The 24,765-nt window shown below is 68.1% G+C and carries 25 protein-coding genes and 1 riboswitch; of the genes, 15 read left to right on the forward strand and 10 right to left on the reverse strand.

Features of this window, described 5'->3' with window-relative positions:
• The first annotated feature begins 161 nt into the window (after positions 1 to 161).
• Positions 162 to 262, forward strand: a riboswitch (guanidine-I (ykkC/yxkD leader).
• 51 nt (positions 263 to 313) lie between these two features.
• From ACS5NL_RS00520 to ACS5NL_RS00555, 8 genes are all read left to right on the forward strand, one after another.
• Positions 314 to 1,357 carry an ABC transporter substrate-binding protein gene (locus ACS5NL_RS00520; RefSeq protein WP_439351589.1) on the forward strand — a complete coding sequence of 348 codons (1,044 nt, stop codon included), beginning with the start codon at positions 314 to 316 and terminating at the stop codon, positions 1,355 to 1,357.
• Between the two features lie 15 nt (positions 1,358 to 1,372).
• Entirely contained in the window at positions 1,373 to 2,383 is a 1,011-nt protein-coding gene (locus ACS5NL_RS00525; RefSeq protein ID WP_439351591.1) for a fatty acid desaturase, read from the forward strand.
• Positions 2,380 to 3,171 (forward strand): SDR family NAD(P)-dependent oxidoreductase, encoded by a 792-nt coding sequence (locus ACS5NL_RS00530; protein WP_439351593.1) that lies wholly within the window; start codon positions 2,380 to 2,382, stop codon positions 3,169 to 3,171. Before ACS5NL_RS00525 ends, ACS5NL_RS00530 begins: the two co-directional genes overlap by 4 nt.
• Positions 3,168 to 3,917 carry an SDR family NAD(P)-dependent oxidoreductase gene (locus ACS5NL_RS00535; RefSeq protein ID WP_439351595.1) on the forward strand — a complete coding sequence of 250 codons (750 nt, stop codon included), beginning with the start codon at positions 3,168 to 3,170 and terminating at the stop codon, positions 3,915 to 3,917. The genes ACS5NL_RS00530 and ACS5NL_RS00535 overlap by 4 nt, the downstream gene beginning before the upstream one ends.
• A gap of 10 nt (positions 3,918 to 3,927) precedes the next feature.
• Positions 3,928 to 4,878, forward strand: coding sequence for a DMT family transporter (locus ACS5NL_RS00540; RefSeq protein ID WP_439351597.1), 951 nt, complete (start codon positions 3,928 to 3,930; stop codon positions 4,876 to 4,878).
• Positions 4,875 to 5,681, forward strand: a complete 807-nt coding sequence (locus ACS5NL_RS00545) for a creatininase (RefSeq protein WP_439351599.1) — start codon at positions 4,875 to 4,877, stop codon at positions 5,679 to 5,681. Before ACS5NL_RS00540 ends, ACS5NL_RS00545 begins: the two co-directional genes overlap by 4 nt.
• A complete protein-coding gene (locus ACS5NL_RS00550; RefSeq protein ID WP_439351601.1) occupies positions 5,678 to 6,343 on the forward strand; it encodes a cysteine hydrolase family protein in 666 nt (221 codons plus the stop codon). The genes ACS5NL_RS00545 and ACS5NL_RS00550 overlap by 4 nt, the downstream gene beginning before the upstream one ends.
• 61 nt (positions 6,344 to 6,404) lie before the next feature.
• Complete coding sequence (locus ACS5NL_RS00555; RefSeq protein WP_439351603.1) at positions 6,405 to 7,148, forward strand: hypothetical protein; 744 nt, start codon at positions 6,405 to 6,407, stop codon at positions 7,146 to 7,148.
• A gap of 73 nt (positions 7,149 to 7,221) precedes the next feature.
• On the opposite strand, the gene ACS5NL_RS00560 is transcribed toward ACS5NL_RS00555, so the two are convergent.
• From ACS5NL_RS00560 to ACS5NL_RS00585, 6 genes are all read right to left on the reverse strand, one after another.
• Complete coding sequence (locus tag ACS5NL_RS00560; protein WP_439351604.1) at positions 7,222 to 7,902, reverse strand: hypothetical protein; 681 nt, start codon at positions 7,900 to 7,902, stop codon at positions 7,222 to 7,224.
• Positions 7,903 to 7,965: 63 nt separating this feature from the next.
• Positions 7,966 to 10,239, reverse strand: coding sequence for a hypothetical protein (locus ACS5NL_RS00565; protein WP_439351605.1), 2,274 nt, complete (start codon positions 10,237 to 10,239; stop codon positions 7,966 to 7,968).
• A 123-nt stretch (positions 10,240 to 10,362) separates the two neighbouring features.
• Positions 10,363 to 11,205 carry an ethanolamine ammonia-lyase subunit EutC gene (gene eutC / locus ACS5NL_RS00570; protein ID WP_439351607.1) on the reverse strand — a complete coding sequence of 281 codons (843 nt, stop codon included), beginning with the start codon at positions 11,203 to 11,205 and terminating at the stop codon, positions 10,363 to 10,365.
• 61 nt (positions 11,206 to 11,266) lie between these two features.
• Positions 11,267 to 12,679 carry an ethanolamine ammonia-lyase subunit EutB gene (locus ACS5NL_RS00575; RefSeq protein ID WP_439351608.1) on the reverse strand — a complete coding sequence of 471 codons (1,413 nt, stop codon included), beginning with the start codon at positions 12,677 to 12,679 and terminating at the stop codon, positions 11,267 to 11,269.
• A gap of 12 nt (positions 12,680 to 12,691) precedes the next feature.
• The gene (locus ACS5NL_RS00580; protein WP_439351610.1) at positions 12,692 to 13,459 is read right to left on the reverse strand and encodes an SDR family NAD(P)-dependent oxidoreductase; all 768 of its coding nucleotides are present in this window, start codon (positions 13,457 to 13,459) and stop codon (positions 12,692 to 12,694) included.
• A gap of 30 nt (positions 13,460 to 13,489) precedes the next feature.
• Complete coding sequence (locus tag ACS5NL_RS00585; protein WP_439351613.1) at positions 13,490 to 15,010, reverse strand: APC family permease; 1,521 nt, start codon at positions 15,008 to 15,010, stop codon at positions 13,490 to 13,492.
• A 189-nt stretch (positions 15,011 to 15,199) separates the two neighbouring features.
• Between ACS5NL_RS00585 and ACS5NL_RS00590 the strand changes: the two genes are divergently transcribed.
• The gene (locus tag ACS5NL_RS00590) at positions 15,200 to 16,225 is read left to right on the forward strand and encodes a helix-turn-helix domain-containing protein (RefSeq protein WP_439351615.1); all 1,026 of its coding nucleotides are present in this window, start codon (positions 15,200 to 15,202) and stop codon (positions 16,223 to 16,225) included.
• A 36-nt stretch (positions 16,226 to 16,261) separates the two neighbouring features.
• Here ACS5NL_RS00590 and tynA read toward each other — a convergent pair whose 3' ends face one another.
• On the reverse strand, positions 16,262 to 18,541 hold the full coding sequence (gene tynA, locus ACS5NL_RS00595) for a primary-amine oxidase (protein ID WP_439351617.1): 2,280 nt from the start codon (positions 18,539 to 18,541) through the stop codon (positions 16,262 to 16,264).
• A gap of 130 nt (positions 18,542 to 18,671) precedes the next feature.
• Here tynA and ACS5NL_RS00600 point away from each other — a divergent pair, with 130 nt between their 5' ends.
• The gene (locus ACS5NL_RS00600; RefSeq protein ID WP_439351619.1) at positions 18,672 to 19,622 is read left to right on the forward strand and encodes a helix-turn-helix domain-containing protein; all 951 of its coding nucleotides are present in this window, start codon (positions 18,672 to 18,674) and stop codon (positions 19,620 to 19,622) included.
• A gap of 43 nt (positions 19,623 to 19,665) precedes the next feature.
• Here the strand turns inward: ACS5NL_RS00600 and ACS5NL_RS00605 are convergent, their stop codons facing one another.
• Positions 19,666 to 20,220: a glycine zipper 2TM domain-containing protein gene (locus tag ACS5NL_RS00605; RefSeq protein WP_439351620.1), complete on the reverse strand. Its 555-nt coding sequence runs from the start codon at positions 20,218 to 20,220 to the stop codon at positions 19,666 to 19,668.
• A gap of 79 nt (positions 20,221 to 20,299) precedes the next feature.
• Here ACS5NL_RS00605 and ACS5NL_RS00610 point away from each other — a divergent pair, with 79 nt between their 5' ends.
• Positions 20,300 to 20,944 (forward strand): DUF6198 family protein, encoded by a 645-nt coding sequence (locus ACS5NL_RS00610; RefSeq protein WP_439351622.1) that lies wholly within the window; start codon positions 20,300 to 20,302, stop codon positions 20,942 to 20,944.
• A gap of 18 nt (positions 20,945 to 20,962) precedes the next feature.
• Here the strand turns inward: ACS5NL_RS00610 and ACS5NL_RS00615 are convergent, their stop codons facing one another.
• Positions 20,963 to 21,172: a hypothetical protein gene (locus tag ACS5NL_RS00615; protein WP_439351624.1), complete on the reverse strand. Its 210-nt coding sequence runs from the start codon at positions 21,170 to 21,172 to the stop codon at positions 20,963 to 20,965.
• Positions 21,173 to 21,291: 119 nt separating this feature from the next.
• On the opposite strand from ACS5NL_RS00615, the gene ACS5NL_RS00620 reads away from it, so the two are divergent.
• The gene (locus ACS5NL_RS00620) at positions 21,292 to 22,005 is read left to right on the forward strand and encodes an enoyl-CoA hydratase/isomerase family protein (protein WP_439351626.1); all 714 of its coding nucleotides are present in this window, start codon (positions 21,292 to 21,294) and stop codon (positions 22,003 to 22,005) included.
• 31 nt (positions 22,006 to 22,036) lie between these two features.
• On the opposite strand, the gene ACS5NL_RS00625 is transcribed toward ACS5NL_RS00620, so the two are convergent.
• Positions 22,037 to 22,438 (reverse strand): ankyrin repeat domain-containing protein, encoded by a 402-nt coding sequence (locus ACS5NL_RS00625; RefSeq protein WP_439351628.1) that lies wholly within the window; start codon positions 22,436 to 22,438, stop codon positions 22,037 to 22,039.
• Between the two features lie 344 nt (positions 22,439 to 22,782).
• Here ACS5NL_RS00625 and ACS5NL_RS00630 point away from each other — a divergent pair, with 344 nt between their 5' ends.
• The 3 genes from ACS5NL_RS00630 to ACS5NL_RS00640 all read left to right on the forward strand — a co-directional run bounded on the left by ACS5NL_RS00630 (position 22,783) and on the right by ACS5NL_RS00640 (position 24,741).
• A complete protein-coding gene (locus ACS5NL_RS00630; RefSeq protein WP_439351630.1) occupies positions 22,783 to 23,496 on the forward strand; it encodes a hypothetical protein in 714 nt (237 codons plus the stop codon).
• A 123-nt stretch (positions 23,497 to 23,619) separates the two neighbouring features.
• On the forward strand, positions 23,620 to 24,021 hold the full coding sequence (locus tag ACS5NL_RS00635; RefSeq protein ID WP_439351631.1) for a hypothetical protein: 402 nt from the start codon (positions 23,620 to 23,622) through the stop codon (positions 24,019 to 24,021).
• A gap of 12 nt (positions 24,022 to 24,033) precedes the next feature.
• A complete protein-coding gene (locus tag ACS5NL_RS00640; RefSeq protein ID WP_439351632.1) occupies positions 24,034 to 24,741 on the forward strand; it encodes a hypothetical protein in 708 nt (235 codons plus the stop codon).
• Positions 24,742 to 24,765: the final 24 nt, after the last annotated feature.

The raw sequence follows: 24,765 nt of genomic DNA on the forward strand, positions 1-24,765 counted from the left end.
CGGCTGTGCACCACGAGCAGGCGCGTCGGTGCACAGGGCGGCACCTCCACCCCCCGGCGCGCCACCCTTTGGTGCAAAAGCGGGGGCCGGATGCCTGGCACGCTCCATGCAATGGAGGACATCAGCATGGAGAGCGGTCTGCACACGGTGTCAGCGCTCGTGCGTAGGTCCACTAGGGTTCCGTCTGCGGCAACGCAGGGTCTGGTCCGAGAGTGGACCGGCCTCATCGCAGGCTCCACGGAGGGACAAAAGCCCGGGAGAACGACGTCAGATCGGTTCTCCTGCGCCCGTCCTTCACCCATGGAGCTTCATCATGAAACTGGCTGGTCTGTTCTCTTCTCCCGCAGCGTCTTCCTCTTCTTCTTCCCTGCTCGGCCGGCTGTGCAAGCCCGCCGTCGGTGCGGCCCTGGCGCTGGCCACCGCGACCAGCTTCGCGGCCGGTCCCACCAACATGAAGATCGCCACCGTGGTGTGGATCGGCTACGGCCCGTTCTACGTCGCCGAGTCGCTGGACCTGTTCAAGAAATACAACCTCAAGGTCTCGCTGCAGGTCTTCACCGACCCCGCGCTGATCCCGCCCGCGATCTCCTCGGGCGCGGTCGATGGCGGCATGCTGACCTACGACCAGGTGGTCGGCCAGGTCGCCGCCGGCAAGAGCATGAAGGTGGTCATGCCGATCGACTATTCCAACGGCGGTGACGCCATCGTGGCCGACGGCACGGTCAAGACGGTCAAGGACTTCAAGGGCAAGAAGATCGGCTACAACCCGCTCTCACCCAGCGACTTCCTGCTGTCCTACGCGCTCAAGGTCAACGGCCTGACCGAGAAGGACATCAGCCCGGTCAGCATGACGCCCGAAGCGGTGCCGGCCGCGATGGCCTCGGGCCAGCTGCCCGTGGGCGTGACCTACGAACCCAGCCTGTCGCAGATCCTCGGCCAGGGCGGCGGCAAGAAGTTCAAGGTGGTGTTTTCCTCCAAGGACGCGCCCGGCCTGATCGCCGACGTGCTGGTGTTCGACGACAAGGCCATCAAGGCCAAGCCGACCGAGATCAGCGGCCTCATCAAGGCCTACCTGGACGGCATGGCCTACATGAAGTCCAAGCCCGACGACGCGGCCAAGATCATCGGCAAGTTCATGGGCGTCTCCGCCAAGGAAGCCAAGGAACAGATGGGCGGCGTGTACAACATCCCGCTGGCCGAGATGCCCAAGGCCTTCCTGCCAGCCAAGGAAACCACCTCCTACTACGCCAGCGGTGAAGTGATCGGCCAGCTGCTCAAGGCCAAGGGCCAGATCACGACCCTGCCGGCGCCCGAAGCCACCTTCGACGCGTCCATCGTCAAGACCCTGGCCAAGTAAGGCGGAAGGCGCGCCATGACCGCCCTGTTCCGGCACGCCGACGGCGTGCTGCCCAACACCGTCGCGCTGGGCGTGACGGTGCTCGGCTGGCCGGCCGGCATCTGGATGCTCGGCCAGCCGTTCTGGCTGCTCAATGTGGCCGGCGTGCTGCTGGTCATGCTGACGCTGACCTGGTCGGCCTACTTCATCCACGAGTTCGCCCACCAGGCCATCTTCAAGACGCCACAGGCCAACGAGCGCTGGGGCGTGGCCATGAGCTGGATCAACGGCAGCGCCTACGCCCGCTTCGCCGACCTGCGGCGCAAGCACATGCGCCACCACGTGGAGCGCGCCGACGTGCTGACCTTCGACTTCCAGGGCCTGCTGCGGCGGCGGCCGCTGCTGCGCCACGTGGTGCTGGCGCTGGAATGGCTGCACATCCCGGCGGTGGAGTTCCTGATGCGCGGCGTCGTGATGGCGCTGCCCTTCGTGGACGAACGCAAGCGCGACGCGCGCGGCCGCATCCTCGGCGTCGCCGCGGTGCGGCTCTGTGCCTGGGCGCTGCTGGCTTGGTGGTCGCCCAAGGCGCTGCTGCTGTACGCGCTGGCCTACCTGCTGTTCGTGCACCTGCTGCGTTTTGCCGACTGTTTCCAGCACACCTACGACACCTACCCCATCCTGGACGAGGCGCCGATCCCGCAGGACAAGGTCCGCGACCGCGCCTACGAGCAGGCCAACACCTACAGCGATGTGGTCGGGCTGGATGCCAGATGGCTCAACCTGGTGTGGCTCAACTTCGGCTTCCACAACGCCCACCACGAGCGGCCCGTGGCGCCCTGGTACCAGCTGCCCGCGCTGCACCGGCAGCTCTACGCAGACCGCAGTCCGCAGGTCGTGACGGTGGGCGAGTTGCTGGGCGCCTACCACCGCCACCGCGTCGCGCGCGTGCTGTCCGAGAACTACGGCGCCGTGCTGCCGCCGGGCGCCCCGCACCGCGCCGACGGCTTCATCGGTGCCGTGGGCGTGTCCTTCCTCACCGCGGTATGACGGTCCGCTACGGCCTCGAAGGCCGCACCGTGCTCATCACCGGCGCGGCCGGCGGCATCGGCCAGGCACTCGCGCGCGGCTTCGCGGCGCAGGGTGCGCGCCTGATGCTGCTGGACCGGGAGGCGGAGCCGCTGCAGCTTCTGGTGGATCGGCTGCGCGCGCAAGGCACCGATGCGCACGCGTTGGTCTGCCAGCTGGGCGACGATCCCAGCGTCACCGCCGCCGCGACGCAGGTGGACGCGCTCTGGGGCCGGCTGGACGTGCTGGTGCACAACGCCGGCACCGAATACCCGACGCCCATCGATGATGGTGCTGCCGACGCCAACGCGCGCTGGGCCGCCCTGCTGGACAACAACGTCAGCGGCATGTGGCGACTCACGCGCGCGCTGCTGCCGTTCCTGCCGCGCGGCGCCAGCGTGATCCAACAGTCCTCGATCTGGGGCCGCATCGGCGTGGCCGGCTTCTCGGCCTACAGCGCCAGCAAACACGCCGTGGTCGGCCTCACGCGCTCGCTCGCGCTCGAACTGGGCCCGCGCGGCGTCCGCGTCAACGCGGTCTGCCCCGGCTGGGTGCGCACGGCGGCGGCGATGCGTTCGCTCGCGGCGATGGCGCTGGAGCAGGGCAGGAGCGAAGCCGAGGTCGAGCGCGAGATCCTGTCGCGCCAGGCCGTGCCGGTCATGCTCACGCCCGAAGACCTCGCCGATACCTTCCTCTTCCTGGCCAGCGACGGTTCGGCCGCGCTCACCGGCCAGTGCCTTTCGCCCAGCCACGGCGAGGTGATGCTGTGACACCGATCCTTTCACTGCAGGGCCGCACGGCCCTGGTCACCGGCGCCGCCACCGGCATCGGCCGCGCGACGGCGCTGCTGTTCGCGCAGGCCGGTGCGCGCCTGATCGTCAACCACTGGCGGCAGGCCGACGAAGCGCAGGCGCTGGTGGCGCAGATCCGCGCCGACGGTGGTGACGCGCTGGCGCATGAGGCCGACGTCAGCGACGCCGCCGCGGTGCAGGCCATGGCCAACGCCGTGGGGCCGGTGGACGTGCTGGTCAACAACGCCGGCATCATCCAGGAGAAGGCCTTTCTGGAGACCACCGAGGCCGACTGGGATCGCATGCTGGGCGTGGACCTCAAGGCGGTGTTCCTGGTCTGCCGCGCCTTCATCCCCGGCATGCTCGACAAGGGCCAGGGCGCCATCGTTAACATCGCCTCCGACCTGGGCATCCTGGGCCGCGAGCGTTATGCGCCCTACTGCGCGGCCAAGGCCGGCGTGATCGGCCTGACCAGGTCGCTGGCGCGCGAGTTCGCGCCGCAGCAGATCCGCGTCAACGCCATCGCTCCCGGGCCGGTGGCGACCGCCATGGTCTCGCTCGAACACATGAGCGCCGAGTGGGTCGAGAAGGAACTCGCGATCCCGCAGCACCGGCTCGGTGCGCCGGAGGACATCGCCGCCACCGCGCTCTTTCTCGCCAGCGAGCTGTCGGGCTTCTACACCGGCCAGGTGCTGGGACCCAACGGCGGCTCGGTGATGCCCTGAACGCAGACCCATGAGCCTCCTGCCCGCGCACCCCACCGACCGCCTCGCCACCGGCGTGCTGCTGTTCTCGGCCTCGCTCTGGGGCCTGTCCTGGATCCCGCTCAAGGGGTTCGTCGCGCAGGGCCTGTCCGGCCCGCTGATTGCGCTGTGTGCCTACGGGTCGGTCGGCGTGCTGGCGGTGTGGCTGCTCTGGCGCGACCGTGCGGCCTGGCGCGCGCAGTGGGCGCTGGTGCTGGCGCTCACGCTGGTCGGTGGCTGGGCCAACACCTCGTTCGTCAACGCGCTGATGCTGGGCGACGTGGTGCGGGTGATGTTCCTGTTCTACCTGTCGCCGGTGTGGTCGGTGCTGGGCGGCTGGCTGTTTCTGAAGGAGCGCATCCCGCCGACACGCTGGGCCGCCGTGGCCGCGGCCGTCGTGGGCCTGTGGCTGGTGCTCGGCGGGCCGGGGCTGGGTGGTGCGTATGGGGGCAGTGGCGAGGCACTGGCCTTCGGCTGGGTCGACGCGCTCTCGCTCTCGGCCGGACTGGCCTTCGCGGCCAACAACGTGATCGCGCGCGCCGCCCACGCGGTGCCGCTGCGCACCAAGACCTTCTGTGTCTTCATCGGCTGCGGCCTGCTGTCGGCGCTGGCGAGTGGCCTGACGGGGCAGTCCCTGCCCGCGGTGTCGGGCTGGGTGGTGCTGGCGCTGCTGGCCTACGGTTTTGGCTGGATGCTGCTGGCGACCGTGACCTGGCAGTACGGCGTGAGCCATCTGGAGAGCAGCCGCGCCGGCGTGATCCTGCTGGCCGAGCTGGTGGTCTCGGTGGGCACGGCGCTTGCGTTCGGTGGCGAGAGTCTGACGCCCATGGGCTGGGCCGGCGGGGCGCTGATCGCCGTCGCCGCGCTGGCCGAAGCCCTGGCCAGCCCCGCACCCGACACACCGTCCGTTTCCGTTTCTGTCACCGGAGTCCGCACGCCATGACCGCCCCCGAACCCGTGTCCAGCACCGTCTGGATGAACCAGCTCTCCTGGGTCGACTACCAGCAGCGCATCCGCAACGACCACCCGCCCGTGCTGCTGCCGGTGGGCGCGCTGGAGCAGCACGGCCCGCACCTGCCGCTGGGCACCGACGGCCTGCTGGCCAGCGCCGTCGCGGCCGACACCGCGGCGCGCGTGGGCGGCCTGGTCGCACCGACGCTGAGCTACGGCTACAAGTCGCAGCCCAAGTGCGGCGGCGGCCAACACTTCTGCGGCACCACCAGCGTCGACGCCGCCACGCTGATTGGCCAGGTGCGCGACGCGGTGCGCGAGTTTGCGCGCCACGGCGTCGACAAGCTGGTCATCGTCAACGGCCACTACGAAAACCAGTGGTTCCTGATCGAAGGCATCGACCTCGGCCTGCGCGATGCGAAGGCCGCCGACCCGGCCTGTGCGCTGCAGGTGATGCGGCTGGAGTACTGGGACTTCATGACCCCCGAGACCCTGGGCGACGTGTTCCCCGACGGCTTCCCCGGCTTCGCGCTGGAGCACGCCGCCGTGCTGGAGACGTCCATGATGCTGCACCACCACCCCGCCCTGGTGCGCATGGACCTGCTGCCCGACGACGGCCCGGCCGACTTCCCGCCCTACGACATGTACCCGCCGCGCACCGACTGGGTGCCGCCCTCGGGTGTGCTGTCCTCGGCCAAAGGCTCGGATGCGGTCAAAGGCCAGCTGCTGTCCGACGAAGTGGCGCGCCGCATGGCCGAGGCCATCACCACCGGCTTCATCCGGCCTGCAGCATGAGCGAGTTGCCCCACTTCGACCCCGCGCTGACGGCGCTGATCGTCATCGACATGCAGCGCGACTTCTGCAGCCCCGGCGGCTACGCCCAGCAGGCCGGGCTGGACATCGCGCCCATGCAGGCCGTGGTGCCGCAGGTGCAGCGCCTGCTGGCCGCCGCGCGCGCCGCCGGCCTGATGGTGGTGCACACCCGCGAAGGCCATCTGCCCGACCTGTCGGACTGCCCGCCGGCCAAGCTCGCGCGCAGCGTCGCGGCCGGCGCCCCCATCGGCAGCGCCGGGCCGCTGGGCCGGTTGCTGGTGCGCGGCGAGCAGGGCCACGACTTCGTGCCCGCGCTGCGCCCGCTGGCCAGCGAACACGTGATCGACAAACCCGGCTACGGCGCCTTCCACAAGACCACGCTGGGCCCGGTGCTGGGCGCCTTCGGCATCCGCCAGCTCATCCTCTGCGGTGTCACGGCCGAAGTCTGCGTGCACTCGACCCTGCGCGAAGCGGTCGACCGCGGCTTCGTCTGCACCACCGTGGCCGACGCCACCGCCGCCAGCCAGCCCGGGCTGCACGCGCCCGCGATGGCGATGATCGGCGTCGAGGGCGGCATCTTCGGCCGCGTCTGCAGCACCGACGAAGTGGTCGAGGCGCTGCACCAGGCGCGGGCGGTCGCATGAGCGTCGCCGGGCCGCTCCCAAGGCGCTCAGCCCCGCAGTGCGCAGCACGGAGGGCAGTCCATTGAGCAGCGTTCCGGCGCGTTACCACGGCGTGTGGGCGCGCACCCTGCTGGAGACGCCCGAAGGCCGCGACACCACGACCTGGGTGCGCTGGCTGCAGACCGGCCTGTGGCACGGCGACCTGCGGGTGCCGGCCGACGCCGACCGCCAGGCGGCGGAGGGACGCGCACTGCAGCAGGGTTTTGCCGGCACCACGCGCATCGCCCGCCCCGACCCGGCCAGGCCCGAGGTCTGCACCTGGCAACGTTGCATCGATGTCCAGCCGCCGCGCAGCACGCCCGACGAAGGACACATGGTGTTCGAGACGCCGGAGCGCGTGATCGAGACCGGCATCCACGGCCGCTACCTCGAAGTCTGGGAGCGCCTGCCCGGTTCGCTGGGCCAGCGCATCGCGCTCGCGCGGCTGGGCGCCGATGGCCAGCCCACGGCCGAACGGCTGCTGGTCGCGGGCGAGTACCTGATGCACCACCGGCCGCGCAGCGCCGCCTGGCCCGCCGACCTGAAGCCCGACGAAACCCTGGCCGAGGTGGTGCGGCGGCACCCGGAACAGGCCCAGGCACTGCTCGATGTGGACGTCGCCTTCGGCCGCTTCGAGCATGGTGTCTGGACCGTGGAACGAGCGACCTTGCCTGCGCTCGAAGGGCAGGCCGTGCCCTGCGCGCTGCACCGCCTCGATGCCCTGCACGCCCGGGTGGACCGCGGTCTGCTGGCGGGAGAGTGGCAGGTCCTCGAGTGGAGCATGTGACGCTCTCCTGCCGCGCGGCGACCTGCAGGCTGCCCTGGCCGGTGGGGGCCGGGCGCTCCGCTGGGTCGGCAGGTCAGCGCATGTCGGCCGGCGTGGCCGAGAGCGAGAGCGCGAAACGGCCGTGCACCGGGCCGGGCGCTGCGCCGAGCTGGACCAGTGCAGCCTCCGACAGCTCCGCCGACGCCAGCGCATCCAGCGCCGCCGCGTCGTAGCCCGTCACCACCAGCACCCAGTCGGCCGCCTGGTCACCGCCGCGGATCTTCTGCTCGGTGGTCTGGGCGATGGCCGGGGTTTGATGCCGCAGCAGATGGGCGCCCGCGAGGCCGGGTTGCCCGACCCATTCGGCCATGCGCGCCGCCAGCGCCGCCTGCAGCGTGTCCGCGCGACCACTGGCGGGCGAGAGCCGCACGGTCAGCGCCTGCCGCGCCACGCTCGACCCCCGGCTCTCCAGCACATGGCACTGCGTGCGCACCATGTTGCGGTGGTGCGGCATCAGCTTCGTCGACCAGGGCGAGGGCCCGTTGAGCGACGCGAGGTAGGCGGGCGAGGAAACCACCGCGTGCGCCGTCAGCTCGTACATCACGAAGATGCCCTCGCCGCCGGTCGCGCTGGTCCAGCGCGTGGCGCGCAGGAAGCCGGGGATGCCCAGGCGCTCGGGGAAGTGTTCGTGCGAATGCCAGTGTTCGAACTCGACCCGCATCTCCGGGGCCATGTCCCACCACATCGCCAGGCAGGCGTTTCCAAGAACCGACATTCCCGATCTCCGGTGGTTGCGAAGACCGGAGAATGCCAGATCCGCCGCGGGCTGGCGCCCGGGTCAACGCGAAGGCCGTCCTTCGCGGTCGGGGTCGTGGGTCGTGAAGCCGGCCGAGGCCTCACCGGTGGTGCGACCATCGGTCACCACCAGCCGCGCCTCGTGCCGGCCCGGCTTGGGCGCGTTGATCCAGACCTCGCGGCCGCGACCGACGACCTTGCCGTCCAGCTGCCACTCGAAGTGTTCGTTGTCGATGCGTTCCCCGCTGGAGCTCTGGGCGCTGCCCCACAGCCGCATCGGTGCACCGGTCTCGACGCGGGCGCCGGCGACCGGGCTCATGACCGCCACGCTGGGCGCGCGCAGCGCCAGTTGCACCGGGTCCGAATCGCGCGAGGCGGTGTCGAAGCCGTCGTGCGCGAGCACGCGGAAGATCAGCTTGCCGCTGGGCAGGGCATCGGGTGCGAGCTGCAGCTTGCCGCCCTCGATGCCGACGGCCGCACCGTTCCACGAACGACCACCGTCCTTGCTGAACTGCACCGAGCAGCTCACCGGCGCGCCGTCTGCGCCCTCGCCCTCGACCTTCCACGCCAGCGTCACGCCGCGCGCGCTGGCCTTCACCGCGACCTCACCCAGCTTCAGCGGTCGCCGCGACGCCTGGCGTTCCCAGGCCACGGTGAGCGGACGGCGCAGCTTGCCGTCGGCATCGTCCAGCGCGCCGACGTGCACGATGCGCAGGGCCTCGCCGCGACCGACGTTGGGCACCATGGCCTGGAAGCCGAAGACTGCGGGCTCGCCGCCGCCGCATCCACCACCGCAGCCGCAACCGCCTTCACCGTGTGCATCGGCCGGGATGCGCATCACCGGCGCGCTGGCGAGCACCTCGCCGTTGGCCCCCAGCAGCTCGGCCACCATCTTCGTGGGCAGGCCGGTGGCGATGGTGGACTGGGCGTCGACGCGCATCACGTGCTGCATGGTGATCGAGGCGTCGCGCTCGAAGGTGCCGATCAGGGTGATGACGGGGCGCATGCGCAGCTCCTCGATGCGGTTCTTCCAGATTTCCCAAGGCTCGGGCGCCGGGTCGGGAATGTATTCCCAGGGCCAGAGCCAGGGGTCGACCAGCTCCGGAATGCGGATGCGCGGGTACACGGAGGTCGGCGCGAAGATCGCATTGTTGGTCAGGCGCTGGTGGGTGTAGATCGAGGTCCAGCGCGGACCGCAGTAGGACATGAAGTCCTTCTGGGCCGGCGGGTGGATGCCGCCGTCGTTGATGTCCAGTCCGTACTCGCCGATCGACGCGGTGGGCGTGGCGGCCGGGTCGTAGGGCTCGTAGGCCGGGTAGGCGGCGTTGCCGGGCGTGCCGCAGGGCGCGTGGGGCAGGCCGGCGAAGTGCCCGATCTCGTGCGCCATGGTCACGCCGTTGCCGACCCCGCCCGAGGTCACGCCGTTGCTCGCGCAGCCGATCACCGGACCCATGGGCACGCCGTTGGGCAGCAGGCCGTAGTAGACGACGTCGGTGCGGTTGCCGTCGTTGGCCTTGGCGGCCGCGAGCTGTCCGTTGAGCGTGAACCAGCCGGGTGAGCAGCCGCCGGGCGCGGTCGCCGCCCCGGTGAGCGGCACCGTGAGCGTCACGGTGCCGGCGCTGGAGAACACGCCGTCGGCCTGCACCGGGAACACGGTGTGGCACCAGGCGGCCGTGGTCTGCAGGTCGCCCACGGTCGGCGCGGCGATGTTGAGGTTGCCGTTGCCGGCCGCGTTGCTGCCGTTGTAGGCCACCATCAGGCCGCGCACGCGCAGGGTCTGCAGCAGCGACACGTCGGCCTGCACGGTCTCGCTGTCCACGATGGCCGAGGTGGCGTCGTTGCTGCGCCAGATGTTGGCCTTGAACGACATGAAGCCGGCCATGTCCTCGGCGGGCACGATGAAGTTGAGCGTGGCGGTGATGGTGCCGCGTTCGCTCGCGTAGTCGGGCAGCGTCTGGGCCGTCACCGTGCCGGGGGTCTGCGGCGTCAGCGTGCCGACATCGACCCACACCGGCAGCCACCGCTTGTTGCGCATGGCGCGGATCTCCAGGTTGCCGCTGAGGCTGACCGCGCCGCCCCAGCCGGCGCGCACGTACACCCGCACCCACGCGGTCTTGTGGGCCACCAGCTGCAGCGAGTTGTCCGGCCCGCGGTCGGCGGGATCGGTCAGGTGGCGGGAGGCGCGGAAGTACTGGATGCCCTGCGTGATCTCGATGCCGAGGATGTGCGGCCCGATCAGGTACTTCTCGTGCAGTTTCAAGGCCGTCAGGTCCGACAGCAAGGCCTTGTCGAGGACGCTGGAAATGTCGATGCCCATGGTGCTCTCCTGAAAGCGGCTGGATGCCGCGGAGAGGCCATGCTAGGAACGCAGGCGACAGCGCACATCAACAAAGCAAGGGACCCGGTCCTCCATGCAATGGAGGCGCAGGCAGGGCGTGGCTCAGTGCCCCAGCAGGAAGTTGTGCGACGGGTCGCCGCCGCCGGAGGGCAGTGCCGCGTGTTCGTCGTGGTCGTCTTTCAGGCCCACGCCGCTGATCTGGCCGGTGCGCGCCGCTCCCAGCAGGTGCACCAGCTTGGCCGCCGCGGCCTCGATCGCCAGGCCCGCGGGGCGCACGTTGGAGATGCAGTTGCGGCTGGCGTCGGTCAGGCCCGGTTGCGGCGCCCAGGTCAGGTACAGGCCCATGCTGTCGGGCGAGCTCAGGCCCGGGCGTTCGCCGATCAGCACCACCACGCAGCGCGCGTGCAGGCCCGCGCCGGTTTCGTCGCCCACGGCCACGCGCGCCTGCTCGACGATGGCGACCGGGCCAAGGGTCCACGGGGTCTTTTCGCTCTGCAGCCGCGCCAGCATGGCCGCGATCAGGGGCACGGCGTTCTGGTGGATCGCCAGCGCCGAGAGGCCGTCGCCGACGACGAAGGCGAGGTCGACTGGCGCGGCGGTCCGCTGCTGCAACCGCGCGCGCGACACCTCGTCCAACCGGCGCCCGAGGTCCGGCCGCTGCAGGTAGGTCGCGCGGTCGGCGGCGGCGCTGTGCAGGTGGACCACGTCCAGGCCGAGCGCCTGCACACCCGCCGCCACGCCGTGCGCGTCGAACGGCAGGTGGACCGCGTCGCGGGCCTGCGCGTGCGCGAGCTGGAAGGCCAGGTGCGGCGCGGTGGGCTGGCTGTGGCCGGCGCGGCCGAGCGCGATGCGGGCGTCGGTGAAGCGGCGCAGCGTGCCCCAGCCGGCGGGCGTGACGTGCGGCACTTCGTCGGTCGCGATCAGCGGTTTGGCGTGATCGTTCATTGGAGAACCTCCGCTCTTCGAGCTGCGGTGCGAGCTTGCTTGGGGCGGCCCGGCGCGGCGCTCATGCCGACTCCAGCCGCGCCAGCACCGGCGCGAAGGCCTCGGGCAGCGCGCGCGCCAGGCGCGAGCCTTCGCCCGCTTCGAACACGCCCATCTTTCGCAGCCAGGCCTCGAACTCGGGCGAGGCGCGCAGGCCCAGCAGGTCGCGCAGCACCATGGCGTCGTGGAACGAGGTGCTCTGGTAGTTCAGCATGATGTCGTCCGAGCCCGGAATGCCCATGATGAAGCTGCAGCCCGCCGCGCCCAGCAGCGTCATCAGCGCGTCCATGTCGTCGCTGTCGGCCTCGGCGTGGTTGGTGTAGCAGATGTCGCAGCCCATCGGCACGCCCAGCAGCTTGCCGCAGAAGTGGTCTTCCAGCCCGGCGCGGATGATCTGCTTGCCGTCGTACAAATACTCCGGCCCGATGAAGCCGACCACCGTGTTCACCAGCAGCGGCTTGAAGTGCCGCGCCACCGCGTAGGCCCGCGCCTCGATGGTCTGCTGGTCGCAGCCGTGGTTGGCGCCGGCCGAGAGCGCGCTGCCCTGGCCGGTCTCGAAATACATCACGTTGTCGCCGCGCTGGCCGTCTTCAAAAACGCTGCCGCGTTTCAGCGACAGCGCCGCCTCGCGCGCTTCACCGAGCACACCGAGGTCGATGCCGAAGCTCTTGTTGGTGCCCTCGGTGCCGCCGATGGACTGGAACACCAGGTCGACCGGCGCGCCGCGTTCGATCGCCTGGATCGTGTTGGTCACGTGGGTGAGCACGCAGCTCTGCGTCGGGATGCCGTAGCGGCTGATCACGCCGTCGAGCATCTGCAGCAGGCGCACCACCTGCGGCACGTTGTCGGTCGCGGGGTTGATGCCGATCACCGCGTCGCCGCTGCCGTGCAGCAGGCCGTCCAGCAGGCTGGCGGCGATGCCGGAGGCGGCGTCGGTCGGGTGGTTGGGCTGCAGGCGCGTGGCCATGCGGCCCTTAAGACCGATGGTGCCGCGAAAGCGCGTGACCACGCGGCACTTGCGCGCGATCAGCGCCAGGTCCTGCAGGCGGCAGATCTTGCTCACCGCCGCCACCATCTCGGGCGTGAGCCCGGGCGCGAGCGCGGCCAGGGTCTCGCCGGTGGCGGCGTCCGACAGCAGCCAGTTGCGGAAGTCGCCCACCGTGAGCTGGGCGACCGGCGCGAAGGCCGCGGCGTCGTGCGTGTCCACGATCAGCCGCGTCACCGCGTCGGTCTCGTAGGGCACCACCGCCTCGTTCAGGAACGTGCGCAGCGGCAGCTCGGCCAGCGCCATCTGCGCCGCCATGCGTTCGGCCGCGCTGTTGGCGGCCACGCCCGCCAGCCGGTCGCCCGAGCGCAGCGGCGTGGCGCGCGCCATCAGGTCGCGCAGGTCGACGAAGGTGTGGCGCTGGGCGTTGACGGTGTGGCTGTAGGTCATGGGTCCGTGGGGTCAGACGGCGGTGAAGCCATTGTCCACAAACAGGTGCGTGCCGTTGATGAAACTCGCCTCGTCGCTGGCCAGGAACAGCGCCGCCGCGGCGACCTCTTCCGGCTCGCAGATGCGCCCCTGCGCCACCGCCAGCGCCGCCTCGGACACGTCCACGCCCAGCTTCTGCAGCGCGTCCACCTCGCGCAGGCCGTGCGGCGTGCGCACGAAGCCGGGGCAGACCGCGTTGCAGCGGATGCCGCGGTCGCGGTACTCCACCGCGATGGCCCGCGCGAACATGTGGCAGGCGCCCTTGGTGGTGTCGTACAGCACCTCCATCGGCGTGCCCGCCACGGCCGAGATCGACGAGGTGCAGACGATGGCGCCCTTGCCGCGCGCCAGCATGCCCGGCAGCACCGCGCGCGTGACGAGGTACATGCTCTTGACGTTCACCGCCATCAGCCGGTCCCACTCTTCCTCGGTGGTGTCCAGGAAGGGTTTGACCACGATGCTGCCCGCGTGGTTGAACAGCACATCGATGCGGCCGTAGTGCTTGAGCACCTCGCCCACCGCGGCCTCCACCGGCGCGGACAACGACACATCGGCCACCACGGCCAGCGCATCACCACCCGCGTCGCGGATCGCCTGCACCGTGGCTTCCGCCGCTTCGGCGTGGATGTCGAGCACCGCCACGCAGGCGCCCTCGGCCGCGAACAGCCGGGACGCCGCGCCGCCGACGCCGGTGGCGCCGCCCGAGACCAGCGCCACCTTGCCCTTGAGGCGTTCTCCCATGACGTTCTCCCTGGGTCGGTGTGGTGCCGCTCAGGCGGCCGCGTCGAGCGCCTTTTCCGCGGCGGCGATCTGCGCCTGGCGCTTGGCGACTTCGTCGCCCACCGGCGGGCCCTTGAAGCGGCGGCGTTCGAAGCCGAACCAGACCACCGCGGTCAGTGCCAGGAAGGCCAGCGTGATCTTGAGCGCGGCGTCGTTGGGCGGCTGCACGCCCAGGTAGAAGATCAGCGCCACCGACAGGGCGACCAGCACCGCCACCACCCGGTAGGCCGGGCCCATGTCCCACGGACCCATCTTGGTCCAGCGGCCACCGTAGGCAAAGAAGCCGGCCACGATGGGCATGCCGTACGACAGGAACAGGAAGATCACCGTCACCGACACGATGGTGGTGTAGGCCGGGGTGTAGAGGGTGAACAGCACCGAGATGATGGCGGCGGTCCAGATCGCGGCCACCGGGGTGCGGAAGCCCGGGTGCACGCGCTTGAGCGCCGACGAGGCCGGCAGGCCGCCGTCGCGTGCGAAGGCAAAGATCATGCGCGAGGCCGAGGTGACCGTGGCCAGGCCGCAGATGAACTGGCTGATGAAGATGCCGATGTACAGCGTCTGCTTCAGGCCGCCGGGCAGCACCGCGTCCAGCGTGGTGAAGAACACGCCCCAGCCGCTGGCGGCGGCCTTGTCCATGTCGGGAATCGCCAGCACGAAGGCCACCAGCATCAGGTAGCCGAACAGGGCCGACCACAGCACCGACGAGATGATGCCCCGGGGCACGGCGCTGGCGGCGTTCTGCGTTTCTTCGGCGGTGTGGGCCGAGGCGTCGAAGCCGGTGATGGTGTAGATCGGCAGCAGCAGACCCAGGCCGAACAGCATCAGCATGCTGTCGGTCTGCGGCCACACGTCGCCACCCACCGGGCCGCTGTAGTTCTTGAAGGTCCACAGGCGCGAGAAGTCCCAGCTCGGGGCATAGGCCAGCAGCGCGATGGTGAGCACCACCGCCACGAGGAAGATCAGGTAGCCCGACAGGTCGGTCAGCTTGGCCGTGGCCTTGATGCCCACGTGGTTGACGATGGCCTGGATCGCGGTGATGCCGATCACGAACGCCGCCTGCAGACCGAAGCTGCCTTCCAGGCCCAGCGTGGTGCCGAAGGCGCCGAGGAAGAAGTTGTAGGTGCCGACGTTGATGGCACCCAGCACGGTGACCAGGCCCAGCAGGTTGAGCCAGGCGGTGAGCCAGCCGTAGCCGCGGCCGCCCAGGATCGAGCCCCAGTGGTAGAGACCGCCCGCGGTCGGGTAGGCCGAGCCGATCTGCGCCATGCACAGTGCGAACACGAAGCTCACCCCGCAGCCGAGCAGCCAGCCGATGCCGATGGACGCACCGCCCGCGCCGCTGATGCCCTGGCCCAGCGAGTTGATGCCGCCGGACAGGATGCAGATGATGGAAAACGAGATCGCGAAATTCTGGAAGCCCTTCATGTTGCGGGCCAGCTCCTGGGCGTAGCCCATGCTGTGGAGCACTTTCAGGTCTTCGTCGTGGTGCGCGTGGGTTTCACTGGACACAGGCTTCTCCTGGGAGTTGGGTACGGGCGCATTCCAGCACCCGCGGCGTTGCGCCGCTATCCCGTTTTGGCAAGCGCGTCCCGCGCGACCTGACGGCCGGTCATTGACGCGGCCGCCGCGCGGTTTCAGCATGCGGGGCCAGCGCCGCCTGTGGCACAGCGATTGCTTTTACCGCCCATGGTCCCTGCCATGCCCCCCATTCCGGTGCAGCGCGTTCCGCTGCCCGAGTCGGCGCTCGGCCGCGCGACGGTCGCGCGCTTTGGCGACATCGACGAACAGGCCGCGGCGCTGCAGGGCTGGAACCAGCGCTACCTGCAGCTCTCGCGCGGCCGTTTTGACGGCACCGTGCAGCGCCTGCAGCTCGACGGCGTCGGCCTGTTCATCGAAGACCTGCACCAGTCGGTGCACCAGACCGGCTGGGTGCGCGACGACGTGTTCGCCATCGGTGTGCCGCTCGCGCTCGAAGGCGATGCGCGCTTCTGCGGCAGCGCCGCCAGCGGCGACACCTTGCATGTGTTCTCGGGCCACGACGGCTTCGAGTTCCTCTCTCCGCAGCGCCACGTGATGATCGGCATCGAGATGGACCGCCCGCTGTTCGAGGCCCACGTTGCCCCCGCGGCCGGTGAACACGCCGCCGCCGACCGCGCGCGCCTGCACCACGCCGACCCCGCCGTGCTCGGCGAGCTGCGCCGCTTTCTCGTCGACCTGTTCCAGAGCGCCGGCCCGATCGTCGAAGACCGCGGCAGCCACGGCCACGCGCCGCTGCGCAAGCAGGTGCGCACCCAGCTGCTCGACCGCATCGCGCTGGCCATGGCGCCGCGCGAAGCCGCGTCGTCCGCACACGCCGCGCGCGCCACCTCCGGCCAGAGTGCCCTCGTGGTGCGCGCGACCGAATACGTGGCCCAACGCCTGGGCGATCCGCCCTCGGTCGGCGAGATGTGCGAGGCCCTGGGCGTGAGCCGGCGCACGCTGCAGAGCGCGTTCCAGATCACCTGGGGCATGGGGCCGCTGGCCTGGCTCACCACCATGCGGCTGAACGCCGTGCGCCGCCGCCTCAAGAGCGCCGGCTCGGTCACCGAGGCCGCCACCGAGTTCGGCTTCTGGCACTTCGGCCATTTCTCGGGCGACTACCAGGCCCTGTTCGGCGAGTGCCCCTCGCACACGCTGCGGCGGCACCGCGGCGCGGGCGAACACCCGGTCGGCCGGCTGGCCTGACCGGGCGCGCGGCCCTGCGGTCCCGGCCAGCCACCCTCAGGGCTTGCCCTTTTTCGGTGCCGGCACCAGACCCAGCGTCGGTGTCTCGTTGAAGAAGTTCCAGGGCTTGAGCAGCACGTTGACCCACTCGGTCGGCATGATCGGCCACTCCTCGGCACGCGCCACGTGCGTGGTGCCCGTGGTCAGCCAGACCACGTTGTCGGTGTTCTCGATCGGCTGGTCGTCGGCGCTGAACTGGCCCAGGCCGGTGTCCTTGTTCGAGCGGTTCGGGAAGCGGCCTTCCGGGAAGCGCTCGTCCGTGTGGTAGCGCGTGACCCAGATCTGCTTGTCCATGAAGTTCAGGCGGTTGTAGATCCACTCGTCCTTGCCGAAGTTGGCGCCCTTGGCCACCGGGTGCGTGCCGCCGGCGTAGGGGATCAGCTGGTAGGACACGGGGTTGCCCACCTTGTTGCTCTTGCCGCCGTTGCTCAGCAGGCGGATGGTGGCGGGGTCGAACTTCTGCGCCGCCTGCTTCTCGGTCGCCACCGTGCGCTGCGCCAGCTGCATGGTGCTGGTGCGCGGGCCGCCGGCCGTGTTGGGCAGCACCACCGGGTCCATCTCGGTCAGCGAGTTGGCCTCGCCGTCCACGTCCAGGTCGAGGCGGAAGTTGTAGATGTGCTGGTGCGTGGTGCCGACGATGTTGTGGTCGATCAGCGTGCCGTACTTCGTGTCTTCGGCGGCGCTCGCGTCCTTCATGGTGCGCGCTTTCACGCCCTTGACGGCCTCGATGCCGGTGGCGCCGGCGTTGATGCCGATGGTGCCGTTCTCGGCGAACACCCAGTCGAACATGTAGTCGTAGTTGCCCACGGTGCTGATCCAGCGCACCACCAGCTCGCGGCGTTCCACGCTCACGTTGGGCTTGCCCATTTCCTGGTGCTTGTATTCCGGGCCGGCGTAGCGCTCGAACACGGCAATGGCGTTGGGAATGGCCATCGGCGCGCCGGTGAAGTCGGCAATGGTGGCGTCCAGGTAGACCGCGTTCTCCGGCGCGTCCTTGCCCGGCTCGATGCTCGAGGTCAGCGTGCCCATGCCGTACTCGCCCGAGTCCAGGTAGGCCTTGAAGTACCAGCCCACGTCGGGGTCGCCGTAGGGCACGATCATGCCGCCCAGCGTGCCCTCGTACATCACCTTGCGCTTCGTGCCGTGGTCGTTGTAGGTCACGGTCGAGAGCGCGAGCCCGGTGCGCGAGTTCAGGCCGATGTGGAAGTCCCAGTTGCGCCAGTGCAGCGTGTTGCCGGTGATGGTGTAGTTCTTGCCCTCGGGTTCGGTGATGTGCAGCGGCTTGCGCGGCGCGCTGCCCTTGCCGGCGCTGCCGTCGTAGGGCGTGGCCTTCATGGGCACGGGGATCACGCCCGCGTCCTCGATCTTGATGACCTGCTTCTTCTCCAGGTCCACCACCGCCACCAGGTTCTCGATCGGGTGCGCCCAGTAGTTGTTGTCGCCCACGTCGAGGTAGCTCACCACCTTGAGCAGGCGCTCTTCCTGTTTCAGACCGTCCTTGCCGTCGAAGTAGCCCACGGTGAGCGGCGTGGCCACCACCTTCTTCACGTCGTTGATGCCGCGCAGCGCCAGCGCTTTCGCATACTCCGGGCTGGCCTCGATGGCGGCCTGCACCGCGCCGAAGTCGTCGATCAGCACCATGCCGTGCGCGCCCTCGACCGGCTGCCACTGCGTGAGCTTCTTCGTGGCCAGGTCCACCGTGCCCTCGATCAGCTTGCGGCCGTCGAGGATCACGAACGCCGCCTGGCGCGGCGCCTGCACCGGCTTGCCCTCCAGCGCGTGCGCCCACACCTGGTCCTTCGGCGGCGCCTTGAGCACGATCTCGGTGAAGCGGTGGCCGGGCTTGAACTGGCCCGAGGCCTTGAGCACCTCCAGCGTGGTCTTGATCTCGGCCGCCGTCAGCGGGTTCAGCGGGTTGGGCTTGCGCTCGACCACGAAGGTCTTGTCCAGGCCCGACTGGAACACCTGCTGGAAGAAGTCGTGCGACACATAGGGCTTGCCCTGGCGCATCACCACCGGCACGGCCAGGCGCAGCGGCGCGCCGTTGACCTGCGCCGTCGGCGCGCCGGGCTTGACCCGCACCAGGGTGCTGTTGCGCGAGACGGTGAACAGCTGGGCGTAGGCGTCCCAGTGCACCGTGGCGTTGGCGTCTTTGGCGGCTTTTTTCAGCGGCACCATCCGGGCGCTGCCGCCGTGGGCCAGGGCCGGTGGCGCCCACAGCGTGGTGGTCGCCAGGGCAATGGCACTCAGTGCCAGGGGAAGGGAGCGGGTGGTCATGGTGGGGTTCCTCGGAAGCGGGTTCGGACAGGATCCGGACCATAGAGCGGCCCGGTACCGAGGGGTTATCCGTATTTGGCAAATTTGCGCCCGCTCCAACAATGGCGCACAACTTGCATCGGTGCGCCGCATGAACTTCGATCACTCCCACAAACGGGTGCGCGACGCCGGGGAGCAGGCCGCCAGCCTGCACGACTGGGACCAGCGTTACGAGCAGCTTTCGGCCGGGCGCTTTGAGGGCGTGGTCGACGAACTGCGCGTGGGCCCGGTGCAGGTGTTTGCCGAGCGCGCCAACCAGACCGTGATGCAGGCCGGCCGCGTCTGCGCCAACCGGGTGTCGGTCGCGCTCGTGCGCGCCGCGCAGGCGCCGGGCTGGTTCGGTGGCCACCGCCTGCAGGGCGAACAGCTCATCGGTGTCTCCGCACAGGGCGAGTTCGATCTCGTGGCCGGCGCCGACATGCAGATCCTGGCGCTGTCGGTCGATCTGACGGCCCTGCGCGAACTGGTGGCCCAGGTGGACGGCCCCGATGCCGAACTGCCCCCGGTGCCGCTGCTGCTCCATGCCTCGCGCGCCGCCTGCACCGAATACGGCCTGCTGCTCAACGCCGCCCTGGGCCTGTCGCCAGGCCAGACCGATCTCGGCGCCCACCCGGCCGCGCGCCGCATGCTCGCGCTCTCGCTCAGCGAGGCCCTGCTGCGCTGCCTGCGCTCGGGCGAGCCCGCCGGCGCGCTGCCCGCGTCGTCGGCCAGCCGGCGCCGCATCGTCGCGCGTGCGCGGCAGTACATGCAGGCCCATGCCCACGAAGTGATCGCCGTGCCCGACCTCTGCCAGGCCATCGGCACCTCGCGCCGAGCGCTGCAGTACGCGTTCGAAGAGGTGATGCAGATCAGCCCGGTGACCTACCTGCGCGCCATGCGCCTCAATCAGGTGCGCACCGAGCTGCGCCAGAACCCGCACACGCCGGTCGGCGAAGTCGCCGCGCGCTGGGGCTTCTGGCACCCCTCGCGGTTCTCGAGCGACTACCGCGCGATGTTCGGCGAGCTGCCCTCGGCGACGCGCGCCCCGCGCCAGCCGTCCTGAACCGGCTGCCCGCCGCGGCCGGCGCCTCCACCACTTCCCGGTCTCACGACCGCGCCTCCGTCGGCAGCGGCGTGACCACCACCTGGCCGTCCTTGACCGGCAGCGTGGCGCCCGGTGGGGACGCTGTGCGCGTCCGGCCCTCCTGGCCGCCCAGCCGGTAGGTCACGTCGTAGCCCACCAGCCGCTGCGACTTCTGCTGCACCGTCCTGCAGCGCTGCTCCGTGGTCGTGACCACGTCGTTTTCCTGCAGGTTCTTTGGCACTCGGTTACCGGCGTAGCCCCCGGCCACCGCGCCCGCCACCGTGGCCACCTTCTTGCCGTTGCCGCCGCCGATGTTGCTGCCCAGCAGGCCGCCGGCCACGCCACCGATCACCGTGCCCGCGATGCGGTGCTCGTCCTTCACCGGGGCTTGCCGGTGCACCTGCACGTTCTCGCAGCGCACCTGCGGCGTCGACACGGTCTGCAGGATCTCCTTCACGGTGACCACCTCGGCCACCTTCGGCTGCGCCAGCTTCTGGTACCCGGTGACCGCGCCGGCCCCGAGCACCACCATGGCGATGCCACCCACCGCCATGCCCTTGATCATCGACTTGTCCATGTGTTGTTTCCTTTCACGACGTTGCTTCCGGGGCGAAATCTAGGGCGGCCGGCCCGCCGGCGCGTGACAAACGGTGTCAATGGCACATCCCGTGCTTGTCCTGCGCATGGACCCCGTCACCGCCGTCGCTCACCCCGCCCATTCCTGGTTCGACGACACCCACGCGCTGGTCGCCGGCTCGCTGTTCGTCGCGCTGGGCATGACCATGTTCGGCCACGCCGGCCTGCTCACCGGCGGCGTCGCGGGCGTGGCCTTTCTCGCCAGCTACGCCACCGGCCAGCCCTTCGGCCTGTTTTTCTTCCTGCTGAGCCTGCCGTTCTTCGTGCTCTCGTGGTTCCGGCTCGGCCCGGCGTTCACCTTCAAGAGCTTCGGCGCCGTCGCCCTGGTGTCCGTCTGCACCACGCTGGCGCCCAAGGTGGTGCGTTTCGAGTTGCTCAACCCCTGGGTCGCCTCGGTGCTCGGCGGTTTCCTGATCGGCTTCGGCCTGCTCGCCCTGCTGCGCCACCAGGCCAGCGTGGGCGGCGTCAACATCCTCGCCCAATGGCTGCAGCAGTCCCGGGGCTTCAGCGCCGGCAAGGTGCAGATGTCGGTCGATCTGGTGGTCGTGCTGGCGGCGCTGTGGGTGCTGCCGCCACTGCAGGTCGCGCAGTCGGTGGTCGGAGCCATCGCCATCGGCGCCATCCTCGCGCTCAACCACCGGCCGGGGCGTTACCTCGGCGTCTAGGTCGCCGACGCGGCCGGTCTATGCCAACGCAATCGCGCCCGTGGACACGTAGCGTTTGAACTCGGTCAGGGGCATGGCCGCTGCGCCGTGTGTCTCTCCGTCCACCCAGCTCAGGGTGGCTTCGGTGCGGTTCAGGTCGATGTCCACAGGGCCCTGCGGGATGGGCATCATGGGCCCGTCGCCCGGGCGGAATTCCACTGTTCCTACGATGGTTGCGGTCTGAGTCATGAGGGTCTCCTTGTGATGAAGATTCATTCTGTTGGCGTCGCTGTCGCCACGGCATCGGTCGATGCGCGGTCTGGCGGTAGGAAGGGTCCTACACCGCCGCAATCCTGCTAGCCTGCGCCATGCCCTCCACACCCAAACTCCTGCTCGAATCCCAGGCCGGCGTCCTGACCCTGACGCTCAACCGCCCCGACAAGCTCAACGCCATCGACAACGAGATGGCCGAGGCCCTGCTCGACGCGCTCGGCATGGCGGCCACCGACCCCGCCGTGCGCGCCATTCGCCTGCGCGGCCACGGCCGGGCGTTCTGCGCCGGCCGCGACGTCGGCGCCGCGCCCACCGACAAAGACCTGGAACTGGTGCAGGCCGTCTCGCGCGCCATCGTCGCCCACCGCTGCCCGGTCATCGCCGCCGTGCACGGCTGGACCGTCGGCGCCGGCTTCGAATGGATGATGAACGCCGACATCGTCTTCGCCGCCACCGACACGAAGTTCAAGCTGCCCGAGGCCTCGCTCGGCGTCTTCGTCACGGGTGGTCTGGTGACCACGCTGCCCTCGGCCATCGGCCCCATGCGCGCCAAGGCGCTGACCCTGCTCGGCGAGCCGTTCGACGCGGCGCAGGCGCTGGCCTGGGGGCTGGTCTACCGCTGCGTGCCGGCGGATGAGCTCGACGCGGTGTCGCTGGCCGCGGCACGGCGTGTGGCGGACCTCAATCCCGAGGTGGCCGCGCAGTTCAAGCGGGTGCTGAACCTGATCGGGCTGGACCAGTTCGATCGCGCCGTCGACGAGGAATCGAAGGTGCAGCGCCTGCTGGGCCGCGACGGCGCGGGCGCGTGACCAGCGCCTGACGGCTTGGCCGGGCCGGCACTCAGGGCGCCGGCGGGCGCTGCTTCTTCGCGAGCCGGTCCCAGTCTTTCAGCGTCTGCAGCAGGCGGTTCTTCGCGTCGGTGTGGCTCTTGCCAAAGGTCTCGGCCAGCCGGCGGCGCAGCGCCTCGTCCGGCGGCGGTGCGCCCAGCGCCTTGAGCCGGTCGATCACCAGCATCACCACCTGAAAGCTGCCCGCACCGACCGCCATCGTCAGCGGCGTCTGCCCGTCGGCCGCCGCGTCCAGCACGTTCGCGCCGTGCTCGATCATGTGCTTGACCACCCCCGCCTTGCCGCCCGCACAGGCCCAGTGCAGCGGCACCAGCCCGCCCTCCCGCCGCGCGTTGAAGTCGGCGCCGGGCGCGAGATGCTCCGCGGCCAGGGGCCAGCCGGAGGCTTTGATCATTTGCTGGAGTTGCCAGGGGGTCATGGGAGGGCGCGTGGCGGTTGGTGTGGAATCTAGCGAGGGTATGCGATGCGAGGTGAATTCGGCATCGGGCGCGCAGTGGTGTGGAAGAACGGCCGGATGCGATCTGAAGCGGCCATTCGGCGCACTGAAAGCCCAACGAAGTCCTGATGACCGAGGGTGCCGGGTTGCGCGGGTCACATTCACATATACCGGTATATACGAAAGGCGATCATGAGTAACTTGTTGATCTGACTGAATTTTCAGGGGAACGACATGATCAAAATATCCCGTGCCATCCAGAAGTTCCCGCAGGTTCTGCGAGATACATTACGTTGGACCTCATGAAAGCAGCAGAGAGCATCGCCGAAAAGTACTTGCAGCATGTTGGGCACAAACTTGTCGAGTTCGAGCCAGATGGAAACGTTACTCCTGATTTCCTCGTGAACAAACGAATCGCGGTCGAAGTTCGAAGACTCAACCAAAATCATGAAGATGACTTCGGCAATACTAGAGGGCTTGAGGAAACTGCAATTCCGTTAGTTCAAAGGTTCGAACGGCTTTTGAAATCTCTTGGTCCATCCGTAAATGAAGAGACTTGGTTTGCCGCTATCGACTTCAGCCGACCTATGGAGCCATGGGCAATCCTTCGCCCCAAGCTTGAGGCTGTACTGAGCAGCTTCAGACTCGACCCACTACGAAAAGAACGAACTGTTCAGGTAAGTGAATCGGTCGAGCTTGATCTGATCCGTGCGAGCAAAGACCACGGATGCACATTCATACTTGGCGGCTACAGTGACGGAGACTCCGGCGGATGGGTCATGTCAGAGGTCGAAAGAAACCTCAGAATTTGCATTGCGGACAAGGAAAAAAAGGTTGCTCCCCACCGCCACAAGTACTCAGAGTGGTGGCTCCTACTTGTCGACTACATCGACTACGGAATGGAGGAGGAAGACCGAATCGTTTTCAAGGAGTCAGTTATGCCAAACATACAGCACTCCTTTGACAAGATTATCTTTGTCAATCCACTTGACTATCGCTGTGGGTTTGAAGTCTAACTTTCGGTTCAACTCGGACACCAACTCAGGCCATAGCTTCGCCATCTTCATGACCTGTGTTGGTGCCCTTTGCGCTTCGCGCCCTACGATGGTAATCTGTGCATTAAACCTCTTCAGCAAAATATGAGCGCAGCAAATATTACTATCCGAACATCCTCAGCCAATTGGTTGGCTGATCTTGCGAAGGCTTACCAATCGAGAGCAACTATCTATTTGCTTGACGACGCGAATCTCGGGGTCGATCCAATCAATCAAACTATCCTTGACATGGGGCGAAAAGCAAATTTATCTCAGCGAGAATGGATTGCTGTGCTTGTTTCTCTTGGCATTAGTTCGGCCGGTGCGTACCTGCTAGTAATGGCGATACTGGACCCTGAGCCATACAGCAAAATTGGTTTGGCTATCGGTAGCGGAGCGCTCTTAATCGCTGGTGGAGGCTTCTCGGCTATAAGAATATTGGTCGGGCACAAGCCACCAAACATAGAAATGTCTTTAAACAAGGGCTTTAAAATTTCTTTCACATAAGCTGGGAAATGAATGGCACTCATTAGCACGGACTGGACGAAAGAGCTTGAGCAAGTCAAGTCTGCAACCAGAGATATCGTAAATGACCAGATCAACCCAATGATTCAGGGGACGATCAAGCAGGCCGGTACAGAATTAAACTCTGTGGTAACAAAGGCTGGCGACCAAATTGAGGAGAGTATAAGGATACTTTCGCAAGAAGTTCATAGTCAGCGACAACTCACTCGGGACGATTTAATATATCTCATCGACTACACAGCGGAGAAACTTGGAAAAACAATCGACGACCGCATGCTGCAAGCAAAGGTAGAGGCGTCATCATTCTTTACTGAGAAAATATCCCAATTAAAGACTGAGCTAGAGGATGCGGCAGTAAAAAGCAGAAAGACACTTTACACAAATGTCGCCATATCAATTTTTGGGGCTTTGGCAATGGCGGTTGTGGGGGTGATTTATAAAAAAATATCAATAGGCGAGGTTGACATTTTTACTGCATTTCGCGTGTTGCTTCTTTCAATGGCAACGGGTACGGGTATATTCTCAATTCTCAAAGCGATAAATAATTGGATTGCACTAAGCAAAACTAAGAAGAACATTGCGGCGGTAGCAATCAACCATCTATCAGTCTTCAGACCCAATGGCACAGTAGGTCTTTTTCTTCTTGCGTTGTTACTCTTTGTTGCGTGGTACTTTGCCAGCTTTTACTCCCACGCAAAGTAGATAAAGTGGTCTAACTGTCGATTC

The organism is Hydrogenophaga sedimenti, assembly GCF_051857515.1.
Taxonomy (GTDB): Bacteria; Pseudomonadota; Gammaproteobacteria; order Burkholderiales; family Burkholderiaceae_C; genus Hydrogenophaga.